Genomic DNA, 19,782 nt, shown 5'->3' on the forward strand with positions numbered 1-19,782 from the left:
ATGTTATTGCCGTTCCGGGTCGCGAACCAGCGCCGAAACGGGAACGATTTCGATGCCGCGCTTCTTGACCTCATTGGCCCATTCAGCAACCGCATCGACGGTCACCGCGAAGGCCGAGCCGGTGCCGATGGCGCTGCCATTGGCGCGCGCGGTCCGCTCCAGTTCATCGAGGCGATCGAGAATGGCGCGGCGCTCTTGCGCTGCATCGATCAAAACATTGGCGGCAGCGAAAGGCACAGCGTCGCTCGCAGCGATCCGGTCGGCCTGACTGCGCGCCGACGTGCCGTCATCCAGATAATACAGGCCGCGGTTTCCAATCTCGCCCAGCACCGGCGAAAACGCTTCCGTCTGGGATGTAAAACGTGCGCCCATATAATTCATGACACCAGCATAATTGGTCATCCGCGACAGCGCCCACCGCAATGAAGCCCGATTTTTCTCAAAGCCGTCATCAACCGTCAGCGTATTGCGACCGGGATTGACACGCGGATAATCGAACGGTTCCATCGGCAGTTGCAGCACAAGTTCATGACCGTTTTGCCGGGCTGCCTGCATCCAGCGCTGCAAGCTGTTGCCTTGCGGCGCAAATCCGAGCGTGATTTCCGGCGGAAGCTTGTCAACTGCCTCCATGCTGCCAGTCTGCGACAATCCAAGTCCGCCAATGACGATGGCGACCCGAGCACCGCGCGCGCCGGACCAGCCAACCGCATAGGCGTCCATCGGGCGCAGACCGTCTGCCCCACGCACCGGAAGTGGTCCGGTGGGGCTTTGCTCAACCAGCGCCTGTTCCGGCAGATGGGCGACGCGCTGATCCTGCCCGGATTGATGTGCATTTTGCACCACGATCACATTACCCTGCGCCGTACCGGCAGTGACGCTTGGCATGCCGGGCGGCATATCGGGTGTGACCTTGATGATGGCAGGCCCCGGCTGACCGTTCGTTCCGCGCAGCGCACTACCACCGGGCGGTGGCGTATTGCCGGTTGCAGGTTGGGCCTTCGTCCCGAGGGCTGGCGCTTCGACTTGCGACGGTTCCACAGCAGCGGTTTCGATCTTGCGGAAATTTGCCTGATTGCTCTGCCAAATGGCGAACACCGCACCACCGGCAAGGCAAAGCCCCACCACGACGGCGAGACCTGTCACAGAAGAACGAAAAGCGCGGGAGCGTGAGCCCCCGCGCTTTTGCGGTTTCTTATCCAGTCCTAACGGGCTGTTCAGATCCAGCATGGAGCGATCAGTTCAACACACCCTTCTTCGGATCCGGCGGGAATGCGGCATTGGCCACTTCGCCACGCAGGAGCTTGAAGGCTTCGTTGAGCTGGATGTCGTCCTTCGGATCAGCCGGAACATACGCCGACGAACCGGAGCCATCATCATCTTCGGCATTGCCCTTGATGTGCCCCTTGAGTTCGGATTCGCCGCGAACGACATCCTCGCCCTTCAGTTCCGGCGGCAAAGGCTGGTCGACCTTGATGTCAGGCGTGATGCCCTTGCCCTGGATCGACTTGCCCGACGGCGTGTAATAAAGCGCCGTCGTCAGACGCAGCGAACCGTTTTCGCCAAGCGGAATGATCGTCTGCACCGAACCCTTGCCGAAGGACTGCGTACCGAGCACGGTGGCGCGGCGATGATCCTGCAAAGCACCGGCAACGATTTCCGACGCACTGGCCGAACCGCCATTGATCAGAACAATAACCGGCTTGCCGTCGGTCAGGTCGCCCTTGCGTGCATCGAAGCGTGTGACGTCCTGCGGATCGCGGCCACGCGTCGAGACGACTTCGCCCTTGTCGAGGAACGCATCGGAAACGGCCACAGCCTGATCAAGCAGGCCGCCCGGATTGAGGCGAAGATCCAGCACGAAGCCCTTGAGCTTGTCGGCGGGAATCTTGTCCTGAATATCCTTGATCGCCTTCTTCAGATCCTCGGAGGTCTGTTCGGTGAACGAGATGACGCGCAGATAACCGATATCGTTCTCGACGCGATAACGAACGGCCTTCACCTTGATGACGGCGCGGGCAATCTTCAGCGTGATCGGCTTGTCGACACCCTGGCGCTGGATCGTCAGCTCGATAGGCGAACCGATTTCACCGCGCATTTTGTCCACCGCATCGGTCAGCGTCAGCCCGCGAACTTCCTGCCCGTCGATCTTGGTGATGAGATCACCTGCCAGCACACCAGCCTTGGAAGCTGGCGTATCGTCGATCGGTGCGATGACCTTCACGAGATCGTTGTCCATGGTGACTTCGATGCCGAGACCGCCAAATTCACCCTTGGTCTGCACGCGCATATCCTGCGCGGCTTCCGGGTTGAGATAGGAGGAATGGGGATCGAGCGAGGTCAACATGCCGTTGATCGCGCTTTCAGTCAGCTTCTTGTCGTCCGGCGGCGTCACATATTGCGCGCGCACCCGTTCGAAAATATCGCCGAACAGAGCCAGTTCCTTGTAGACATCGCTATCTTTCCCTGCCGCAAAAGCAGTGGAAGCCGGCGCGCCCTGGACCATCACCATGGCTGACGCCCCCAGAAGGGCCCCGGCGAACAGCAGCGACAGTTTACGTATCATTTTCACGTCCTTCCAGAAAGCCGTTCGGTCCACCAAGGGGCAGGATCGACGGGTTTTCCATCCTTTCGAAATTCAATGTAAAGCAATGGCGCGCCATTGCCCACCTCTATCGGCGCAACACTTGCGAGAAGTTTTTCACCCATTGCACCGACCGGCTCTCCTGCAAGTACAAATTGGCCTTGCGATACGTCGATTCGACCCATGCCAGCCATGACGACATGATATCCATTGCCCGCGTCGAGTATCAATAGCTGCCCGTAAGAACGGAATTTGCCCGCGTAAAGTATCACGCCATCGGAAGGTGACGTAATCGTGGCGGAGGGCAAGGTTTCGACCACCTGCCCCATCATGGAACCGCCGACGCCATCCTTCTCGCCAAAGCGGCGCATGGTCTTGCCAGCCGCAGGCAGGGCAAGCTTGCCCTGAAGCGAGGCAAAATCGATCTGGGCCCGCAGATGCGTGTCGTCCGGCGTCGATTCCCCCGCCTTTTCCCTTGCTGCAGCAAGGCGATCCGCCTCTGCCTTGCGTGCGGCTTCGGCTGCATCGCGCACGCCCGCCATCTGCTTGTCGAGGCCGTCGATAAGGTCCTTCAGGCTGCCTGCCTTGGCTGCCAGTTCTTCCGAGCGCTTGCGCTGCGCGTCGATTTCCTGTTCGGATTGCGACTGCAGTTTCTTCTTCTCCTCAAGAAGAAGTGATTGCCGTTTCTGCTCTTCGGCCTGAACCGTGCGCGTCGTCTTCAGCTTTTCCTGTTCTTCGGTGATGGAAGCAGTGACCCGCTGCATATCCTTCAGGTCGCCGGTCAGTTCTTCCACTTGGCTGCGCATTTCAGGCACGACAGCGCCCAGAAGCACGGCGCTGCGCACTGAAGCCAGAGCATCGTCCGGCCGCACCAGAATGGCGGGCGGCGGGTTCAGCCCCATGCGCTGCAAGGCGGCCAACACCTCCGCCAGAACGCCGCGCCTTGCGCGCAGCGACGAGCGAATGCCGTCTTCCTGCTCCCGCAGCGCGGTCAGCTTGTCGGCAATGTCGGCAATATCCTGCTGCAGCTTCTTGTCGGTCTTGGCCGACTGGATCAGCGCTGCGGTAATGGTCGCCTGGTCCTTCTTGAGCCCGGCCACCTCGTCTTCAAGCTGTTTCAGCTTGTCGCCGGTGACGGTGAGTTCGCTGTTGAGCTTTTCATATTCGCTCGCCGCCTGATCGCGCTGCTGCTGCAAGGCTTCCTGCGCAAGCACCGACGGCGCGCACGCGAACACGCCAGCCAAAACGAGGCCAGCCTGCGCGAAAGCAAGCAATCGTGGTCTTTTGAAAAGGCGTACAGGGTACATGCGTGTTCTATCAGGAGGAAACAAGGCCAAATTCAGAGCCGAAACTAGCCCGAACCCGTTAACGAACCATCAACCATAACTCGGTCGATCGCAATGCCGAACCGAGTGCCACCCCTCAGCGCCACTCAAATTGCCAACTACATTCAGAAAGTCCCTTCGGACCTTCCTTATGAATCGACCAGACCAAGCTCGGCTTTTCTGCGCCGCATCATTTCGCGCATGGATGTGGTGCGTAGCGCCGCTTTTTCATCGATCTTTTCGGTCTTTTTCCAGATGCCGTAGTGCTGCCGGAAATAATCGATGACCAGCAGATCGGCATGCACACGATCCTGCCCGCCCTCGACATGGTTCAGAAGAGCACTCACCCCGCTCCCCTTGCCTTCGGCACGGCGACAGTTCTGGCCGATCACCCAGATCGGAATCCCGCGTCTTTCAAGATGGCCGGAGATCCAGGGATCGTCCACGGTCCACATGATGTCGGGGATATCGTAGAACAGCTCATCGAACCATTCCGGATGGACGAGAACCCCGGCAAAGCCGGAAATCTGGTCGGCATAGCCGGGCATGCTCCGGTCCGGCTTGTGCAGAAACAGGGAAGCGACGCGCTTCATTCTGTATTTATAGTCCTTGGGCTTCCAGCGGCTGCGCGGGAGCCGGTCGGCGGGTCTGCCCGCATCGGCAATATCGGGAAATGTTTCCCCGACCTCGATAATGCAATGGCCCGGCTTGTGCGCGGCTTCCGTCTTGAAACGCTGGTGCCAATTGGCATCGTAAATCTTGTCATCGTCGCAGAACAGAATATCCACGTCCCGCCCCTTGAGATCGCGGGCGGCTGGCAGAACCTTGGTAGCAGGTCCGAGATCTTCCTCGCAGCGGACAATCGTTATGCCGGCAGGCACTTCGGGCAGGCGTCCATCCCAATCGGGAAACCGCCTGTACTTGTGCGGTATATAAAGGCGGATTTCCTCGGCTTTCAGTCTTTGCGACAGAAGCGACAAAAGAGTCGGCTTCAAAAGATCAAAACGCGGCGGAATGGTCGATAGCGTTATAACGGTAGGCCTGTTCAATATTCCCCCAAGCACTTTAGTTCACTCTAATAAAACAATGCATTATGCCCAATCAAATGCATTTCATGCCGGGAGCAATCCTAAGATTTCAGCCTATTGTCAAGGAAATGAACAGCGCTACGAACGGTGATCGAGCGAACCGGCACACCGGATGGTCTCCAGCCACTCCAGGAGCATGCGCCGGATCGCAACTTCCGATGCCTCGAAACGCGTGAAAGCCCACCAGATATGCGCGCCCTGCCAGATACTTGCCATCTGCCAGCCGAGACGCTCGGCTTTTGTCGTGTCGCCGGAAAGCCGCCGCCCGAGTGCATCTGCCAGATAAAGGCCCCATGCCGCTCCCCGTGCCCGCAAGACCGGGTTTCGAATGTCTTCACGCAGAAGAAGAAGCCCATCTGTGGCGTTATATTCCGCAGTATCACAGGGCATCAGCGCCATCAGCAGATCGACTGCACCTTGCGGCGTGCGTGCAGCGTTTTCATCGGCTGTGCGCGTTGCCGCATCGAGCAGATCCCACGCCCGCAACAGCACCGCCTCAAGCATGGATTGACTGTTGCCATAACGCTGGACGAGCGTTGCAGCGGAAAGCCCGGCGGCCTTTGCAGCCCGCGCAAAGGTAAGCCCATCAGGGCCTGCTTCAGCCACAACAGCCATCAATCGGTCGAGTACTGCCTCATCGGGCACGGATTTGGTTCTTGCCATGGGCAATATATAAACGTATATTCATTTATAAATCAACAGGAGCGTTTATTATGGCAAGGATTGTCGGCTACATCGCCGTCAGTCTCGACGGATTTATTGCCGCCGAGAACGGAAGCCTCGACTGGCTGTTCAAATATGACGGTGGAGACATGGGGGAGCACGATTACCGCACCTTCATCAAAGGAATACGTACTGTTGTGATGGGCAGGGGAACCTATGACTTCATCGCCGAAAGCGATGCACCCTGGGCCTATGGCGATCAGAGAACCATTGTTGTCACATCAAAGCCGATCAAGAATCCGAAAGGACCGCTCGAAATACGTCAGGACGTGGATGCGCTGATCACCGAATTGCGGGCATTCGACGATGGCGATGTCTGGATGCTGGGCGGCGGGCAATTGCAAATGGCATTTCTGGAACGCGGCGCGCTGGATGAAATCGAAATCTACCTCATCCCCGAACTGATCGGCGGCGGCGTACCGCTGTTTCCGGCCACCGGCTTCAGGGCAAGCCCCGTCCTCCTCAGTGCCAAGACGCTGGGACGCGGCTGCGTACGCCTGCATTATGCATTTCACGAACGATGATAGGGATGGCCCGCCAGAATGGTGGCGGCGCGATAAAGCTGCTCGGCAATCAGGATGCGGGCGATCTGGTGCGGCCACGTCAATTCGCCGAGCGCCAGAACAAGGTCGGCGCGAGATCGCAATGCCGGATCGTGGCCGTCCGGCCCACCGATGGCGACGATGAGCTGGCGCTTGCCGTCGTCACGCATCCGCCCGATGCGATCCGCAAAAGCTTCCGATCCGAGCGCCTTGCCACGCTCGTCAAGCAGGATCAGGGCAGCACCATTATTAAGAGCTTCATGAATACGCTCTGCCTCTTCTGCCTTGCGCAACTCTGCCGTCTGGCCCCGGCTTTCGGGAATTTCGCTCACACCGGCGAATTCAAGCCCCAATGGCGGTCCAGATTTCGAAAATCTGTCGAAATAACGCTCGACCAGTTCCCGTTCGGGGCCGGCTTTCATCCGGCCCACGGCAAAAACACTCACACGCATGACGCTCTCAATTCATCGAATTAGTGCACCAATCCCGGCGCACGTTCGGTGTCGAATCCGTCGAACCCCTCATCGAGCCAGATCTTCTCGAGATTGTAGAAGTCACGGACTTCCGGTCGGAAGACATGGACGATGATATCGCCGGTATCGATGAGAACCCAGTCGCCACTCTCGAGACCTTCGACCCGTATATCCTTGCAGCCTGCTTCACGCAGGGCCTGCAGGAGATGGTCGGCAACCGCCGTCACATGGCGATGCGAACGGCCCGACGCGACGATCATATAATCGCCGATCGTTGATCTTCCGCGAATGTCGATGGGGATGATGGATTCCGCCTTGGAGTTTTCGAGACTGGCCAAGGCCGCGTCGAAGGTCTGGGACACGAGATCGGACTCGTCCATCCTGACCGTTGAAGGCGCGTGATGAGCCTTCTTCTCAATTGCTGTTCTCAGTGTATTCCCTTTCTTACCAGAACAACGCCGTGCGGCAGTGATAAGCACCACACACCCTAAAATAGGCAGAGTCCCTGTTTTGTTTCAAGAGTATCGGCTTTTCCTGCCCGTTCACTTTTTCGGTTTATTCGCCGGTTTTGCATATATCTTGTCGAAATCGTCACGAAAACATCAAGATCAAGTACGGGATTTACGGATGGCGCTGGAGGAAAGCGACGAACGCGGTCCATGGATGAAGGTCCAGGCCGGAGGCGTGCGCCGCGCCAGCATCGGCGCATATTGTTCATCGACGCGACTGTCGGAGAATGTCTGCGCCATGCGTGACGACAGATAGGCCAGCGTTGAACCCGGTCGGTCGATGACCGCAATCGGAAAATTCTGCGCAATCTCGCGCCAGCGCTGCCAGCGGTGGAAGGAGGCGAGATTGTCCGCTCCCATGACCCAGACAAAATGGACACCGGGATTGGCATCGCGGATGAGCGCCAGCGTATCCGCCGTATAACGCACATTGAAGGCCGCTTCGAGCGCCGTCACCTTGATGCGCGGATCTGAGGCGATTTCCTCGCTCAGCTTCAGCCGGTCTACGAGCGGCGCCAGTTCGCGACTATCCTTCAGCGGGTTGCCGGGCGTTACCATCCACCAGAGCTGGTCGAGCTTCAGCCGCCGGATGGCAATTTCAGCCACCAGCGCATGCCCGCCATGCGGCGGATTGAACGAGCCACCGAACAACCCTACCGCCATACCCTTCTCGACATGCGGCATGCGCAGATAATGCGCATCGACACCAGGATATTGTTCCTTCAATGCGGAAAGACCGAAGCCGAATTTCATCAGGGGATGATCCCGAAAAGTGGGAACCGCCTACGCGGGGAAATCAGTCCGCTGGACTGATTTCTGCTCCCGCTTCGATCGGATAAGATCATGCCAAATCTAACCACGAATCTGCCCGTCGCCGCGCACACGATATTTGAACGAGGTGAGCTGCTCCACGCCAACCGGCCCACGCGCATGCATCTTGCCGGTGGCGATGCCGATTTCCGCACCCATGCCGAACTCGCCGCCATCGGCAAATTGCGTCGAGGCATTGTGCAGGAGAATGGCCGAGTCGATCTCGTTGAAGAAACGTGCAACCGCCTCCGCATCTTGCGCCACGACTGCTTCCGTATGGTGTGAGGAGTAGCGGTTGATGTGCTCGATTGCGCCCGAAATGCCGTCAACCAGAGCGACGGAGATGATCGCATCGAGATATTCGGTCGACCAATCCTCTTGCGTGACAGGCTTTGCCGCCGGATAAAGCGCCAGCACGTCCTGCGAACCGCGAATTTCACAGCCCTTGGCAGCCAAATCTTCGAGGATCGGCGCCAAATGCGTCGAAGCCGCAGCACGATCCACCAGAAGCGTTTCCGCCGCGCCGCAAATACCGGTGCGCCGCATCTTGGCATCGACCGCAATCTTGCGGGCCATGTCGAGATCGGCGGACTTGTCGATATAAAGATGGCAGATGCCTTCCAGATGCGCGAAGACCGGCACCCGTGCTTCCGACTGAACACGCGCAACAAGGCTTTTACCGCCGCGCGGCACGATCACGTCAATCGCACCGTCCAGACCTTTCAGCATTTCGCCGACAGCGGCACGGTCGGTCACCGGCACGATCTGGATCGCATCGGCAGGCAGGTTGGCTGCTTCAAGCCCCGCGACCAGTGCTCTATGAATGGCAGCCGACGAATGCGCCGAATCCGAGCCGCCGCGCAGAATGACGGCATTGCCTGCCTTCAGGCACAGAGCACCGGCATCGGCCGTCACATTGGGACGGCTTTCATAAATGACGCCGATCACACCGAGTGGCGTGCGCACGCGCTCGATATGGAGGCCATTCGGACGATCCCATTCGGCAATCACTTCGCCTACCGGATCAGGCAGGGCGGCGATGGTGCGAATGCCTTCCGCAATGGCGACGATCCGGCTGTCATCGAGCGTCAGACGATCGACGAAAGACGCGGCCATGCCGCTCTTTTCCGCATTAGCCAGATCAAGCTTGTTGGCTTCAAGAATGGCATCTTTGCTCGCGAGCATCGCATCGGCGGCGGCAAGCAAAGCTTTGTTTTTCTGTTGAGGCGAAGCGATGGAAAGCGGAGCCGCTGCCTGCCGAGCTTTACGGCCAACCTTCGCCATGATGGCTGCAATGTCAGTTTCGGCGTCCACTTTGTTCAACATCCTCTTCCCCCTTTATGCAACTTCCGTATTGCTGGCAGCACGCACCACCAGATCGTTGCGATGGATCATCGCCGCGCGGGCATCATAGCCAAGAATTTCACTGATCTCATCGCTTTTATGGCCTGCGATCTTGCGCGCATCCTCGGCATCGTAAGCGATCAGTCCGCGCGCAATTTCCCGCCCGTCCTCGTTCATCACCGCAACCGTATCGCCGCGCTCGAACTGGCCGTCGATTTCCTTCACACCCGCAGGCAATAGCGATTTGCCGGATTTCAGCGCCTTGGCTGCACCGGCATCCACCGTCAGACGGCCAGCCGGTTCAAGATTGCCGGAAATCCAGGTTTTCCAGGCATTGACCGGCGCACGCGCCGGTTCAAACAGCGTTGCGCGCTCCCCGCGGTCGATTGCCGAAAGCGGTCCGAAGCGCGTGCCCGACGTGATAATCATCGCGGTTCCTGCAGCATTGGCGATCTTGCCTGCGTCGAGTTTGGTCTTCATGCCGCCGCGCGACAGTTCCGACGCTGCCGCTCCGGCCATGGCTTCGATCTGCGGCGTGATGGTTGCGACCAGAGGCAGAAACTCCGCCTCCGGGTTCTTGTGCGGCGGAGCCGTATAGAGTCCGTCAATATCGGACAGCAGGACCAGCAGGTCCGCGCCCATCATGGTCGCCACACGTGCGGCCAGACGATCATTGTCACCATAGCGGATTTCAGTGGTTGCCACCGTGTCGTTCTCGTTGATGACCGGCACCGCCTTCAGCTTCAACAGCGTCTCGATGGTCGCGCGCGCATTGAGATAGCGGCGACGCTCCTCCGTATCGGAAAGCGTGACGAGAATCTGGCCTGAACGGATGGAATGACCGCCGAGCACATCGGCATAGGCCTTGGCGAGCGCGATCTGGCCTGCGGCGGCAGCCGCCTGACTTTCCTCAAGCTTAAGCGCCTTCTTTGGCAACCCCAGAACCGTGCGTCCAAGTGCAATAGCACCGGAAGAAACCACCAGAACTTCGACGCCCGCATGATGAAGAGCCGCAATATCCTGCCCGAGGCTTTCCAGCCAGTCGCGCTTCAGACCGGTTGCGCGATCCACCAGAAGGGCGGACCCGATTTTGACAACGATGCGGCGATAGTCTTTCAGTTTCTTCAGCATGCTTCATTCCCCTCGCCGCACCTTGTCAATGCTTACTCTTCGGCTTCCGCCGTACCGGCCTCTGCCGCGCGGCTCTGGTCGATGACACTTGCGAGCTGGCGCAGAGCATCGTTCAGACCTTCATGGCTGACGGCTGAAAGCAGCAGCGGCTCGCGCCCGCATGCCTTTTTCAGCGCCTTGACCTTGGCCTTGCGCGCTTCCGGATCGAGCGTATCGATCTGCGACAACGCCACGATTTCCGGCTTGTCGGCCAGACCATGCTCATACGCTTCCAGCTCGCCGCGAATGACTTTGTAAGCCTTTGCTACATCCTCTTCCTGCGCGGAAACCAGATGCAGCAGAACGCGCGTGCGCTCGACATGACCGAGGAAACGGTCGCCAAGGCCGACGCCTTCGCTCGCCCCTTCGATCAGGCCCGGAATATCGGCGATAACGAATTCGCGACCATCCACACGCGCAACGCCCAGATTGGGATGCAGCGTGGTGAAAGGATAGTCGGCAATCTTCGGCTTGGCTGCTGTCACGCTTGCAAGGAAAGTAGATTTCCCAGCATTGGGCAGGCCGACCAGGCCGGCATCGGCGATCAGCTTCAGGCGCAGCCAGATGGTGCGTTCGATGCCGTCCTGTCCGGGATTGGCGCGGCGCGGCGCGCGATTGGTCGAGGTCGTGAAATGCAGGTTGCCGAAGCCGCCATTGCCGCCCTTGGCCAGCCGGTAGCGCTGGCCGATTTCGGTGATGTCGCAGATCAGCGTTTCGTCGTCTTCCTCGAAGATCTGCGTGCCGACCGGCACCTTGAGAATAACGTCGTCGCCCTTGCCGCCCGTCATGTTGCGACCCATGCCATGCATGCCGGTCTTGGCCCGGAAATGCTGCTGATAGCGGTAATCGATCAGTGTGTTGAGACCGTTTACAGCCTCAACCCAGACATCGCCGCCGCGTCCGCCATCGCCGCCGTCAGGACCGCCGAATTCGAGAAATTTCTCGCGGCGGAACGAAACCGCCCCCGCCCCGCCGTTGCCGGAGCGGATGTAGATCTTTGCCTGATCGAGAAACTTCATCTGAACGTAACCTTCTTGGATGCCCGCACTCTGGCGGGCTTTTGGGCGGCGGCGCCCTGAAATTTGTTACATGCGGGCGTGTGTCCGCATGTGGTGTGTTGCAATTACAGCAAAAGCGGCCTCCTGCAAACAGTTGAGGAGGCCAGATTTTACCCGAGTTTGTCTTTCCAGACCGGATCGGTGAAATCGATATAGATCAATTCCTGATCCAGATACTGGCCCTGCACATAAAGTGACTTGGGTTCGACGCCGTAAGTCTTGAAACCCAGTGCATAATAGACGCGTTTGGCGGCTTCGTTCGTGGCCACCACCTTGGCATCCAGAACGACGACCTGACTTGCGGCATGGTCGATGACCTTGCTGACGAGAGCCTTGCCCAGCTCCAGCCCGCGTGCTTCGGGTGCCACATAGACGCCCCAGAGCGTGCCGCGATGGCGTTCTGACTTGCGATCATGGCGGAAAATGCCTGCCGTTCCCAACAGGTTTTCACCATCGAAAGCGCCGAAAACCACATTGCCGTTCACCTGCTCCAGACGACGCGCGAACACGCTGTCCGAATAGGCATTTTCTTCGTCGAAACTCGAACCGAATGCCAGTGGCGCACGCTGCAGAGCGCTTAATCTTATGGCCCGATAGCGATGCAGATCGCCCTTTTCGAGCGCACGCACCACGATCTTCTCGCGGGCGATTGCATGAGTATCCATCATTTCATTCCCCGTTTTTATCGGTCCTGCGGCCGAGCCGATAAGGTTTGGCACGCAGGATCCTTTGTTTATGACTGCCAGCTTCTCAGCCCGATCCAGGTGCGGCGATCGAGGACATAGCGCTCGACCGGCACATTGCCTGCGGCAAGCGAATCCGCCATGCCCATGTTGCTGAACTGGAACCCGCATTTGTGGATCACCCGGCGCGAGCCGCCATTGCTGGCCCGGCACGAGACATGAAGCCGCTCAATTTCCGTTGCGCGGAAAGCCAGATCGATCAGGGCGTGAGCGGCCTCGGTGGCAAAGCCGTGGCCCCAATAGGGCTCACCCAGCCAGTAGCCGATTTCCAGCCCCTCACCGTGCTTATGCGCATGGATGCCGCAGCAGCCCATAAAGATGCCGGTTTCCGCTTGCGTAATGGCGTAGATGCAATTGCCCATCTCGCCTTTTCGCACGCGCTCGACAAAATCGACGGCATTTTCACGCGTGTATGGATGCGGCATACGAGCAAGCATACCGGAGACGCGGGCGTTATTGGCAAGATAGGAAATCGCATCCACGTCTTCGACATGCGGCGGGCGCAGGACCAGCCTTTCAGTGACGAGGACAGGACAGTCTAATTCATAAGCCAGATCGGGGGCCATCTCATCGGCCCGGCCGGGCGACAGATCTGTGTAACTGTCTCTTCTTTCGCTACTGCTTGCGTCGTAACAATCTTCTTCCAGAACTTCGACAACCATTTTTCGTTCCTCCAGATGCAAAAAGGGAAGATGGTGGCCCCATCTTCCCTTCGATCTTTTGGCTAGGCTGCCATTTGCACCGGGTCCGATGGGACGCCGGTGTTTAGAGAGTGCCCGGCTTACTCTGCTGCTTCCGCGATCGGGTTAACCGATACGTACGTGCGGCCGTTGGCTTTCGTACGGAAAGACACGGAACCGTTCGTGGTTGCAAAAATCGTATGGTCCTTGCCGAGGCCAACATTGGCGCCCGGATGCCACTTCGTGCCGCGTTGACGCACGATGATGTTGCCGGCGAGCACAGCTTCGCCGCCAAACTTCTTCACGCCAAGGCGTTTGGATTCTGAATCGCGACCGTTACGCGAGGAACCGCCAGCTTTTTTGTGTGCCATTGGTGTTCTCCTTTAATCTCTCTACTTACTCAGCCGACTCGGCCTTGGCTGCAGCCTTCTTAGGCGCTGCCTTCTTCGGCTTTGCGGCTTCGCCTTCAGCGGCGTCTGCCTTCGGAGCCTTCTTTTCGGCGGCCTTCTTGGAAGGCTTTGCACCGTCGGTGAGGATCTCCGAGATACGGATGGTCGTCAGTTCCTGACGATGACCGCGGGTGCGCTTCGAGTTCTGACGGCGACGCTTCTTGAACGCGATGACCTTGCGGGCACGGCCCTGTTCAACGACTTCGGCGGTGACGAGAGCGCCAGCGACGACCGGTGCGCCAATGGTCGAGCCGACCATCAGGACTTCTGCGAATTCTACGATGTCACCGGCTTCGCCAGCAACTTTTTCGACCTTGATCAGGTCATTTGCGGCAACGCGGTACTGCTTGCCACCGGTCTTGATGACTGCGAACATTTGTTGTCCTTTCGGTTGTTCGGTCCGGCTCTCATTTCCACGACATTAGCGTCGAAGTGATGGGCCGTCTTTTTATCAGTCGGTTGATGAGTGGGCTGCGCCCTTGATTACGACCTCGGAAACCCGAAATTCTGCAATCAAAACAATAGGCGCGGATCACCCCACGCCCAAGGTCTGGTGCTTATAGGTGTGAAGCGGCAGAAAAGTCAAGAATTTTCACAACGGAATGCAAATTAGCTCTTGTCTAATCAGCGCTGGCCCGTTATTGAGCCGCTACACACTTAGCATTCGCTTTAGATGCTGTTTGACGGCGCGATTTATAGATCGTTTAACCGGATTGCACAATGCGGAGAGGTGGCTGAGTGGTCGAAAGTACCGCACTCGAAATGCGGCGTGGGGGTAACTCCACCGTGGGTTCGAATCCCACCCTCTCCGCCATTTGTTTTCCCGCACGAACAGTCAGCCATCCTATGAATATAGTCGACCCTTTGTCGCTGCCGAATTGAGCGCGCGCTTCTCCGCACCGCGCAAACCATGTTAGAAGAGCATTATGACTGTGTTATCCGCCGATGCTCCCATCTATCATCCCCCGTTGGAACCCTATGTCTCGATCCTTCATCGCGACGCGGATGTTCTTGTGCTGGACAAGCCGAGCGGCCTGTTATCCGTACCGGGACGCCATCCAGCACTGTCGGACAGCCTTGCGACACGCGTTCAGAAGCAGTTTCCGCAAGCCCAGATGATCAACCGTCTCGACAAGGATACGTCCGGCCTTGTGCTGATGTCGCTCAACCGCAAGGCCCATGCCGCCATCGCCTCACAGTTCGAGGCCCGGAAAACGCAAAAATCCTATATCGCCGTGGTCTGGGGCTGCGTCGAAGATGATAAAGGGCTGATCGACCTGCCACTGGCGATAGATTCCGACAACAAACCGCGCCATCGCGTCGACCATGATCATGGCAAGCCCGCGCAGACACGCTGGCAGGTTCTGGACAGGGGCGATGAACGCACCCGGTTGCGGCTCTTTCCCCTGACGGGCCGGACGCACCAGTTGCGCGTTCATATGAAAGCGCTCGGCCATGTGATCCTCGGTGACGAATTCTACGCCGAAGGTGAGGCCCTCGCTGCCGCAGACCGTCTGCTTTTACACGCGGAAGAACTGGCTTTCCGGCACCCCGACGGGCGCGACGTGACGTTCACCGCACCCTGCCCCTTCTGAGAGCATTCATGTCGCAGAAAATAGATACATCGGAGCTGATCGTCGATTTTGTCGGAGGCGCTGTCGGCCACCGGTTTCGCTCCGGCGAAGGACGTGGGCAGGCTCTCGCCAAGGCTGTCGGAATAACGCGCGATGTCATGCCTGAAATCGTGGATGCGACCGCCGGGCTCGGACGAGATGCCTTCCTGCTGGCATCGCTCGGTGCAAAGGTGACTTTGATCGAGCGCTCCGAAACGATGCATAACCTTCTGGCGGAGGGGCTGGCGCGCGCAGGGGCGGAAGGCGGGCGCTATGCCGAGACTGTCACTCGCATGACGCTTCTACAGGGAGATTCTTGTCTGCTCCTGCCGGAACTGAAGCCGCAGGTCGTTCTGGTCGATCCGATGCACCCGCCCCGCGGCAATAGTGCACTCGTCAAGAAGGAAATGCGCCAGATCCGCGAGATCGTCGGTACCGATCCCGATGCCGAAAGGCTGATGCAGGTTGCGCTGGAGGCAGCGCAGAACCGTGTGGTGCTGAAATGGCCCTTGCGCGCCGCACCCATGGCTGGATTGCGCAAACCATCTCATCAGATACTCGGCAAAAGCACGCGCTATGACGTGTTCGTCAAGACCCGGATTAGCTGAATATTGCGCAATTGCTACGACTGTTTGCTCCCGCCTGAAGCAAGGCCACGCGACATTTCGCCGGAATAGATGCTAACACCATTGCGGCCCTTCGCCTTGGCATCGTACATGGCAGCGTCTGCAGCCGCGAACAGTTCCGCGGCCGACCGACCATGTTTCGGAAAGCAGGCGACACCGATGCTGCAGGTGACTTCCAGATGTGCGCCATCCAACTCGACCGGCTCGCTGATCTTCCGTCTGATTTCATCCAGCAGGGAGCAGAAATCGCCATCATCCGCCTGCAACACAAGAATGAACTCATCGCCTCCCATGCGACCAGCAAGTTCACCGTCGCGCAGCAATAGCGAAATCCGTCCGGCAATCTGCTGCAGAAGCTTGTCACCCGCCGCATGACCAAGCGTATCGTTGACCGGCTTGAACTGATCCAGATCGAGAAAGCCAAGGGCCACTCGCTGAGAATGAGCCGACGCCTGCTCGAGAATCTGTTCAAGTTTCCGTTCCAGGAAAGCCCTGTTAGCCAGACCCGTCAACGTATCGTGTTCGGCCAGATAGCGGATGCGCTCGTCGGCGATACGCCTGTCGATGGCAATTCCGCTCATCCTGGCTGCAGTGGTGAAAAACTCCGTGAGGACGCGATCATCCGAAGCGTCGCCATCGACCGAGAAGCCGAGAACACCGTGCCCCTGCCCGTCTGCGGACGGAATTTTCATGGAGAATATGGCTTCACTATCGGGAACCAATGTCTTCAGTGCCGCTTCAAGCGCGGCGAGAGAAATTGGCTCACCTCCGTTTCTCAAACCCAGCGCCAGAGGAGGCAGGGAAGGTGCAGAAATGACAACATCTTCAGCGGTCTCCCCGGTAACGACGGCAACACAACGAATACCGGCGGCAAGACCTTCCAGCAAATGGGTCAACTGATCGACGAAATCCGGTATGGCCACCGCACTTACCGTCATTTCCAGAATATGGGCCTGAACCTGCATGAAGCGTTCGGCCCTTTTCTTGAGTGAAATGTCACGAGACGCGCCCACAACGCCGATAATATTGCCGTTTCTATCGCGCAAGGGCACACGCGAGATCATCAGCCAGCGATCCATTCCGCCGCGCATGGCGCGCTCTTCATAGCCAAGATCGGGCTGGCCGCTCTCCATGACCTGTTTTTCAATCTCGGAAATGCGGGCCGTGAGCGCAGCTTCGCCATGAATATCGAAATCGGTCAGTCCAATAAGTTCATTGATGTCCGAAAGGCCGTTGTTGCGAACCACCGCATCATTGGCGAACAGGAACCGCCCCTGCAAGTCCTTGGCATAGATGAAATCCGGCACGTGATTGATCATCGCAACGAGCCAATCAAGCTGCTCCGCACCAACAGAGGCAGTATCGTCCGCCTTCTGCTGTGATGGCTGACCAACCCCTTCAACAGCCGGCGGATCGCCGTTGTTCTCGCCGGCACTTTGCGCCGCCTTATCTGCCAGACCTTTCATGGATAGAGCCCCTCCATGCTACAAATTTATATTAGCAATCTTTTGATTGCTGGGAATGGCATAAAACGGCCGCACCCCCCGCTTTGCTCACATCCGATACTTTTTTCCGTGACTTTACGAGCAGTGCACAAACTGCCAACATCAATCCTGAGTAGAATAAATTACGATTCCCCCGCTTGAATTCGCGGGATTTATTTAAGCAATTAGAGTGCATCCCGAAAAGTGTGAAACGGTTTTCGGATCAGATGCGTGTCAAAACAGACAGTTGAGACGCGCCGATCTGCTTCAATCAGATCGAGACGCGCTCTAATTCACGACATATCGGTCCGATCACGAGGTTTCATGAAACAGAGCATCGACCTGACGACAGCCCCGATCAATCAGGCTTTACTGCTCTTCGCGTTGCCGACACTCGGCTCATCAATCTTGCAATCGGCGAACGGGTCAATCGATACGATCTGGATCGGTCAGTTGCTTGGCGAGAATGCACTTGCGGCAACGACAAACGGCAATCTGGTGATGTTTCTGCTGACTGCTTTCGTATTCGGCTTCGGCATGGCATCGACGATCCTGATCGGACAGGCATTCGGACGGCACGACGTTGAAACCGCGCGTACGATAGCGGGCACCACCGTCGGCACTTTCGTGCCGCTCAGCATCGTTGTCGCCGTCATTGGCTGGCTGCTTGCCCCCAAAGTGCTTGAACTGCTCGGAACGCCTGAAACAATCGAGCCGCTGGCCCGCGCATTTCTGCAAGTCACCTTTCTCGCCATGCCGGCAATCCTGATGCAGACGATCCTGATGATGGCTCTGCGCGGCAGTGGTGACGCCATGACCCCGCTGATATTCATGGGAATGGCGGTACTGCTGGATATAGCCCTCAATCCCGTCTTCATTCTGGGATGGGGTCCGCTACCCGCACTGGGTATTGCGGGCTCTGCATTGGCGACAGCGGCTGCCAATTACATAAGCCTGACCGCAATGCTTTATTATATCTACCACCGCGACCTTCCGTTACGCCTGCGTGGCAGGGAATTGTGGCTCCTTGTCCCTGATCGGGAACTGCTGCGGCTGATCTTCACCAAAGGATTTCCGATGGGCATCCAGATGATTGTCGTTTCAAGCTCGATGCTGACGATGATGCGACTGGTCAATCACGAAGGCGTCGATACAACGGCTGCCTTCGGCGCCACACAACAGCTCTGGACCTATGTGCAGATGCCTGCAATGGCGCTGGGCGCCGCAGTAAGCGCCATGGCCGCCCAGAATATCGGAGCAGGGAAATGGGATCGCGTGAACTCGATAACCCGCATAGGGGCAGTTTACGCAGTGCTGATGACGGGAGCACTTGTTGTTCTGCTGCTTCTCACGGACCGGCAAGCCATGCAGATATTTCTCGGCGCAGACAGTGCGGCAATCCCGATCGGTCAGCACATAGGACAAATCGCGACGTGGGGCTTCATCGCCTTCGGCGTATCGATGGTTCTTTTCGGAACCGTGCGCGCAAACGGTCAGGTTATCTGGCCGCTCATCATTCTTTTCGTATCCATGTATCCGGTACGCCTTGGCGTCGCCATTGGCCTGCGTGAACAACTTGGTTCCGATGCGCTCTGGCTGAGCTTTCCAGCCGCAATGGTATCGACCCTGTTGATGGCGATAGTCCTCTATTTTCACGGCGGATGGAGAAAAAACGCCTCAATGCATATCGACGCCCACGAACTTCAAGGGGAAGCGGCTTGCGTGTCGCAATCGACAGAAGCCGCCCCATCAAGCAATGCACTCACTCCCAATGCACCACTTGTCGCGGAAGTGAAATCCGAGACATAAAGTTCCTGTTCAACCGATGAGCCACCTTCCATTCAGCTCTATCAAGATTACACGAACGATGCCCAATTAGTTTATTATTTCACAAGTTCCTCCTGCGAAAGCGCGGCGTTCGACGCGATCTCGGTCTATACTGTGAAAGGAATCTTCATGCTCCAACTACGGCCTATGCGAGAGGACGAATTCCCGACCTATCTCGGCTACTTCATTCCTGACTACGCAGCGGAAGTTGCATCAAGTTATCGTCTTTCTGACGTAGCCGCTCTTGATCAGGTGAAACGAGAAATGGCTTCGGACTTGCCTGAAGGTGTCGATACGACTGACCAGATCTTGCTGTGTCTGATCGATCCTGTCTGCAGTCCTGACAAGCCTCTCGGCTATCTCTGGTACAAACAGGATCCGGCGAAGCATGTAGCATTCATTATGGACTTCTACATTTTTCCCTCGTTTCAGGGAAAAGGATACGGCAAGCTGGCGTTAGCAACGCTGGAGATGGACCTAAAACGTGACGGCTTTCGGCAAATCAAGCTCCGGGTCGCCGCTGACAACGCGCGCGCCAAGCATGTTTATGACGCGACAGGATTTCATGTGACCGGTATCAATATGAACAAGTCACTCACGTAGTCCGATAACTGATAGCGGATGTTGAGACTCCGATTTCGTTGGCGGCGTGTTTCATGCTTTGTCGCCGCACGATTGTCACGAATATGTTGAGATCGGCGAGCAGCGACCGGTCGAGGTTCACCATTGTCTTCCTT

22 protein-coding genes and 1 tRNA gene are annotated in these 19,782 nt (G+C 57.7%); 6 read left to right on the plus strand and 17 right to left on the minus strand.

What is annotated here, in order from left to right; translation table 11 throughout:
- Positions 1-3: 3 nt before the first annotated feature.
- The 5 genes from ACYSN1_RS19255 to ACYSN1_RS19275 form a co-directional block, all read right to left on the minus strand.
- Complete coding sequence (locus tag ACYSN1_RS19255; protein WP_461727132.1) at positions 4-1,227, minus strand: divergent polysaccharide deacetylase family protein; 1,224 nt, start codon at positions 1,225-1,227, stop codon at positions 4-6.
- A 7-nt stretch (positions 1,228-1,234) separates the two neighbouring features.
- The gene (locus ACYSN1_RS19260; RefSeq protein ID WP_461727133.1) at positions 1,235-2,563 is read right to left on the minus strand and encodes a S41 family peptidase; all 1,329 of its coding nucleotides are present in this window, start codon (positions 2,561-2,563) and stop codon (positions 1,235-1,237) included.
- Positions 2,564-2,565: 2 nt separating this feature from the next.
- Complete coding sequence (locus ACYSN1_RS19265; protein ID WP_461727134.1) at positions 2,566-3,888, minus strand: murein hydrolase activator EnvC family protein; 1,323 nt, start codon at positions 3,886-3,888, stop codon at positions 2,566-2,568.
- Between the two features lie 167 nt (positions 3,889-4,055).
- A complete protein-coding gene (locus ACYSN1_RS19270) occupies positions 4,056-4,955 on the minus strand; it encodes a glycosyltransferase family 2 protein (RefSeq protein ID WP_461727135.1) in 900 nt (299 codons plus the stop codon).
- A 117-nt stretch (positions 4,956-5,072) separates the two neighbouring features.
- Entirely contained in the window at positions 5,073-5,657 is a 585-nt protein-coding gene (locus tag ACYSN1_RS19275; protein ID WP_461727136.1) for a TetR/AcrR family transcriptional regulator, read from the minus strand.
- A gap of 50 nt (positions 5,658-5,707) precedes the next feature.
- Between ACYSN1_RS19275 and ACYSN1_RS19280 the strand changes: the two genes are divergently transcribed.
- Entirely contained in the window at positions 5,708-6,241 is a 534-nt protein-coding gene (locus tag ACYSN1_RS19280; protein ID WP_461727137.1) for a dihydrofolate reductase family protein, read from the plus strand.
- Here ACYSN1_RS19280 and rlmH read toward each other — a convergent pair.
- The 10 genes from rlmH to rplU all read right to left on the minus strand — a co-directional run bounded on the left by rlmH (position 6,229) and on the right by rplU (position 13,871).
- Positions 6,229-6,711: a 23S rRNA (pseudouridine(1915)-N(3))-methyltransferase RlmH gene (rlmH, locus tag ACYSN1_RS19285; RefSeq protein WP_461727138.1), complete on the minus strand. Its 483-nt coding sequence runs from the start codon at positions 6,709-6,711 to the stop codon at positions 6,229-6,231. The genes ACYSN1_RS19280 and rlmH overlap by 13 nt on opposite strands.
- Positions 6,712-6,731: 20 nt before the next feature.
- Positions 6,732-7,112, minus strand: a complete 381-nt coding sequence (gene rsfS / locus ACYSN1_RS19290; RefSeq protein WP_461727139.1) for a ribosome silencing factor — start codon at positions 7,110-7,112, stop codon at positions 6,732-6,734.
- Between the two features lie 228 nt (positions 7,113-7,340).
- Complete coding sequence (locus tag ACYSN1_RS19295) at positions 7,341-7,994, minus strand: nicotinate-nucleotide adenylyltransferase (protein WP_461727140.1); 654 nt, start codon at positions 7,992-7,994, stop codon at positions 7,341-7,343.
- A 99-nt stretch (positions 7,995-8,093) separates the two neighbouring features.
- Positions 8,094-9,377 (minus strand): glutamate-5-semialdehyde dehydrogenase, encoded by a 1,284-nt coding sequence (locus ACYSN1_RS19300; protein WP_461727141.1) that lies wholly within the window; start codon positions 9,375-9,377, stop codon positions 8,094-8,096.
- Positions 9,378-9,389: 12 nt separating this feature from the next.
- Positions 9,390-10,526, minus strand: coding sequence for a glutamate 5-kinase (proB, locus tag ACYSN1_RS19305; RefSeq protein WP_461727142.1), 1,137 nt, complete (start codon positions 10,524-10,526; stop codon positions 9,390-9,392).
- Positions 10,527-10,558: 32 nt separating this feature from the next.
- Positions 10,559-11,584, minus strand: a complete 1,026-nt coding sequence (gene obgE, locus ACYSN1_RS19310) for a GTPase ObgE (protein ID WP_176038586.1) — start codon at positions 11,582-11,584, stop codon at positions 10,559-10,561.
- A 149-nt stretch (positions 11,585-11,733) separates the two neighbouring features.
- Positions 11,734-12,291, minus strand: coding sequence for a GNAT family N-acetyltransferase (locus tag ACYSN1_RS19315; protein ID WP_461727143.1), 558 nt, complete (start codon positions 12,289-12,291; stop codon positions 11,734-11,736).
- Between the two features lie 65 nt (positions 12,292-12,356).
- A complete protein-coding gene (locus tag ACYSN1_RS19320; RefSeq protein WP_461727144.1) occupies positions 12,357-13,028 on the minus strand; it encodes a GNAT family N-acetyltransferase in 672 nt (223 codons plus the stop codon).
- A gap of 119 nt (positions 13,029-13,147) precedes the next feature.
- Positions 13,148-13,417, minus strand: coding sequence for a 50S ribosomal protein L27 (gene rpmA / locus ACYSN1_RS19325; protein WP_109369860.1), 270 nt, complete (start codon positions 13,415-13,417; stop codon positions 13,148-13,150).
- Between the two features lie 25 nt (positions 13,418-13,442).
- Positions 13,443-13,871 carry a 50S ribosomal protein L21 gene (gene rplU / locus ACYSN1_RS19330; RefSeq protein WP_461727145.1) on the minus strand — a complete coding sequence of 143 codons (429 nt, stop codon included), beginning with the start codon at positions 13,869-13,871 and terminating at the stop codon, positions 13,443-13,445.
- Positions 13,872-14,219: 348 nt separating this feature from the next.
- Here rplU and ACYSN1_RS19335 point away from each other — a divergent pair.
- From ACYSN1_RS19335 to ACYSN1_RS19345, 3 genes are all read left to right on the plus strand, one after another.
- Positions 14,220-14,309 (plus strand) — tRNA-Ser (locus ACYSN1_RS19335).
- 112 nt (positions 14,310-14,421) lie between these two features.
- Complete coding sequence (locus tag ACYSN1_RS19340; RefSeq protein ID WP_461727146.1) at positions 14,422-15,090, plus strand: pseudouridine synthase; 669 nt, start codon at positions 14,422-14,424, stop codon at positions 15,088-15,090.
- An 8-nt stretch (positions 15,091-15,098) separates the two neighbouring features.
- Complete coding sequence (locus tag ACYSN1_RS19345; RefSeq protein ID WP_461727147.1) at positions 15,099-15,716, plus strand: class I SAM-dependent methyltransferase; 618 nt, start codon at positions 15,099-15,101, stop codon at positions 15,714-15,716.
- Positions 15,717-15,730: 14 nt separating this feature from the next.
- On the opposite strand, the gene ACYSN1_RS19350 is transcribed toward ACYSN1_RS19345, so the two are convergent.
- A complete protein-coding gene (locus ACYSN1_RS19350) occupies positions 15,731-17,200 on the minus strand; it encodes a diguanylate cyclase domain-containing protein (RefSeq protein WP_461727148.1) in 1,470 nt (489 codons plus the stop codon).
- A gap of 342 nt (positions 17,201-17,542) precedes the next feature.
- On the opposite strand from ACYSN1_RS19350, the gene ACYSN1_RS19355 reads away from it, so the two are divergent.
- Both ACYSN1_RS19355 and ACYSN1_RS19360 read left to right on the plus strand, forming a co-directional pair.
- A complete protein-coding gene (locus ACYSN1_RS19355; protein WP_461727149.1) occupies positions 17,543-19,027 on the plus strand; it encodes an MATE family efflux transporter in 1,485 nt (494 codons plus the stop codon).
- A 147-nt stretch (positions 19,028-19,174) separates the two neighbouring features.
- The gene (locus ACYSN1_RS19360) at positions 19,175-19,648 is read left to right on the plus strand and encodes a GNAT family N-acetyltransferase (RefSeq protein WP_461727150.1); all 474 of its coding nucleotides are present in this window, start codon (positions 19,175-19,177) and stop codon (positions 19,646-19,648) included.
- Here ACYSN1_RS19360 and ACYSN1_RS19365 read toward each other — a convergent pair.
- The gene (locus ACYSN1_RS19365) at positions 19,641-19,772 is read right to left on the minus strand and encodes a LysR family transcriptional regulator (protein ID WP_461727162.1); all 132 of its coding nucleotides are present in this window, start codon (positions 19,770-19,772) and stop codon (positions 19,641-19,643) included. The two genes, ACYSN1_RS19360 and ACYSN1_RS19365, sit on opposite strands and share 8 nt — an antisense overlap.
- Positions 19,773-19,782: the final 10 nt, after the last annotated feature.

It is taken from the genome of Brucella sp. LJL56 (assembly GCF_054871705.1).

Coding starts and splice junctions, on each gene's coding strand:
- ACYSN1_RS19255 (WP_461727132.1), bottom strand. CDS start 1,227: ATGCTGGATCTGAACAGCCCGTTAGGACTGGATAAGAAACCGCAAAAG.
- ACYSN1_RS19260 (WP_461727133.1), bottom strand. CDS start 2,563: ATGATACGTAAACTGTCGCTGCTGTTCGCCGGGGCCCTTCTGGGGGCG.
- ACYSN1_RS19265 (WP_461727134.1), bottom strand. CDS start 3,888: ATGTACCCTGTACGCCTTTTCAAAAGACCACGATTGCTTGCTTTCGCG.
- ACYSN1_RS19275 (WP_461727136.1), bottom strand. CDS start 5,657: ATGGCAAGAACCAAATCCGTGCCCGATGAGGCAGTACTCGACCGATTG.
- ACYSN1_RS19280 (WP_461727137.1), top strand. CDS start 5,708: ATGGCAAGGATTGTCGGCTACATCGCCGTCAGTCTCGACGGATTTATT.
- rlmH (WP_461727138.1), bottom strand. CDS start 6,711: ATGCGTGTGAGTGTTTTTGCCGTGGGCCGGATGAAAGCCGGCCCCGAA.
- rsfS (WP_461727139.1), bottom strand. CDS start 7,112: ATGGACGAGTCCGATCTCGTGTCCCAGACCTTCGACGCGGCCTTGGCC.
- ACYSN1_RS19295 (WP_461727140.1), bottom strand. CDS start 7,994: ATGAAATTCGGCTTCGGTCTTTCCGCATTGAAGGAACAATATCCTGGT.
- ACYSN1_RS19300 (WP_461727141.1), bottom strand. CDS start 9,377: ATGTTGAACAAAGTGGACGCCGAAACTGACATTGCAGCCATCATGGCG.
- proB (WP_461727142.1), bottom strand. CDS start 10,526: ATGCTGAAGAAACTGAAAGACTATCGCCGCATCGTTGTCAAAATCGGG.
- obgE (WP_176038586.1), bottom strand. CDS start 11,584: ATGAAGTTTCTCGATCAGGCAAAGATCTACATCCGCTCCGGCAACGGC.
- ACYSN1_RS19315 (WP_461727143.1), bottom strand. CDS start 12,291: ATGATGGATACTCATGCAATCGCCCGCGAGAAGATCGTGGTGCGTGCG.
- ACYSN1_RS19320 (WP_461727144.1), bottom strand. CDS start 13,028: ATGGTTGTCGAAGTTCTGGAAGAAGATTGTTACGACGCAAGCAGTAGC.
- rpmA (WP_109369860.1), bottom strand. CDS start 13,417: ATGGCACACAAAAAAGCTGGCGGTTCCTCGCGTAACGGTCGCGATTCA.
- rplU (WP_461727145.1), bottom strand. CDS start 13,871: ATGTTCGCAGTCATCAAGACCGGTGGCAAGCAGTACCGCGTTGCCGCA.
- ACYSN1_RS19340 (WP_461727146.1), top strand. CDS start 14,422: ATGACTGTGTTATCCGCCGATGCTCCCATCTATCATCCCCCGTTGGAA.
- ACYSN1_RS19345 (WP_461727147.1), top strand. CDS start 15,099: ATGTCGCAGAAAATAGATACATCGGAGCTGATCGTCGATTTTGTCGGA.
- ACYSN1_RS19350 (WP_461727148.1), bottom strand. CDS start 17,200: ATGAAAGGTCTGGCAGATAAGGCGGCGCAAAGTGCCGGCGAGAACAAC.
- ACYSN1_RS19355 (WP_461727149.1), top strand. CDS start 17,543: ATGAAACAGAGCATCGACCTGACGACAGCCCCGATCAATCAGGCTTTA.
- ACYSN1_RS19360 (WP_461727150.1), top strand. CDS start 19,175: ATGCTCCAACTACGGCCTATGCGAGAGGACGAATTCCCGACCTATCTC.
- ACYSN1_RS19365 (WP_461727162.1), bottom strand. CDS start 19,772: ATGGTGAACCTCGACCGGTCGCTGCTCGCCGATCTCAACATATTCGTG.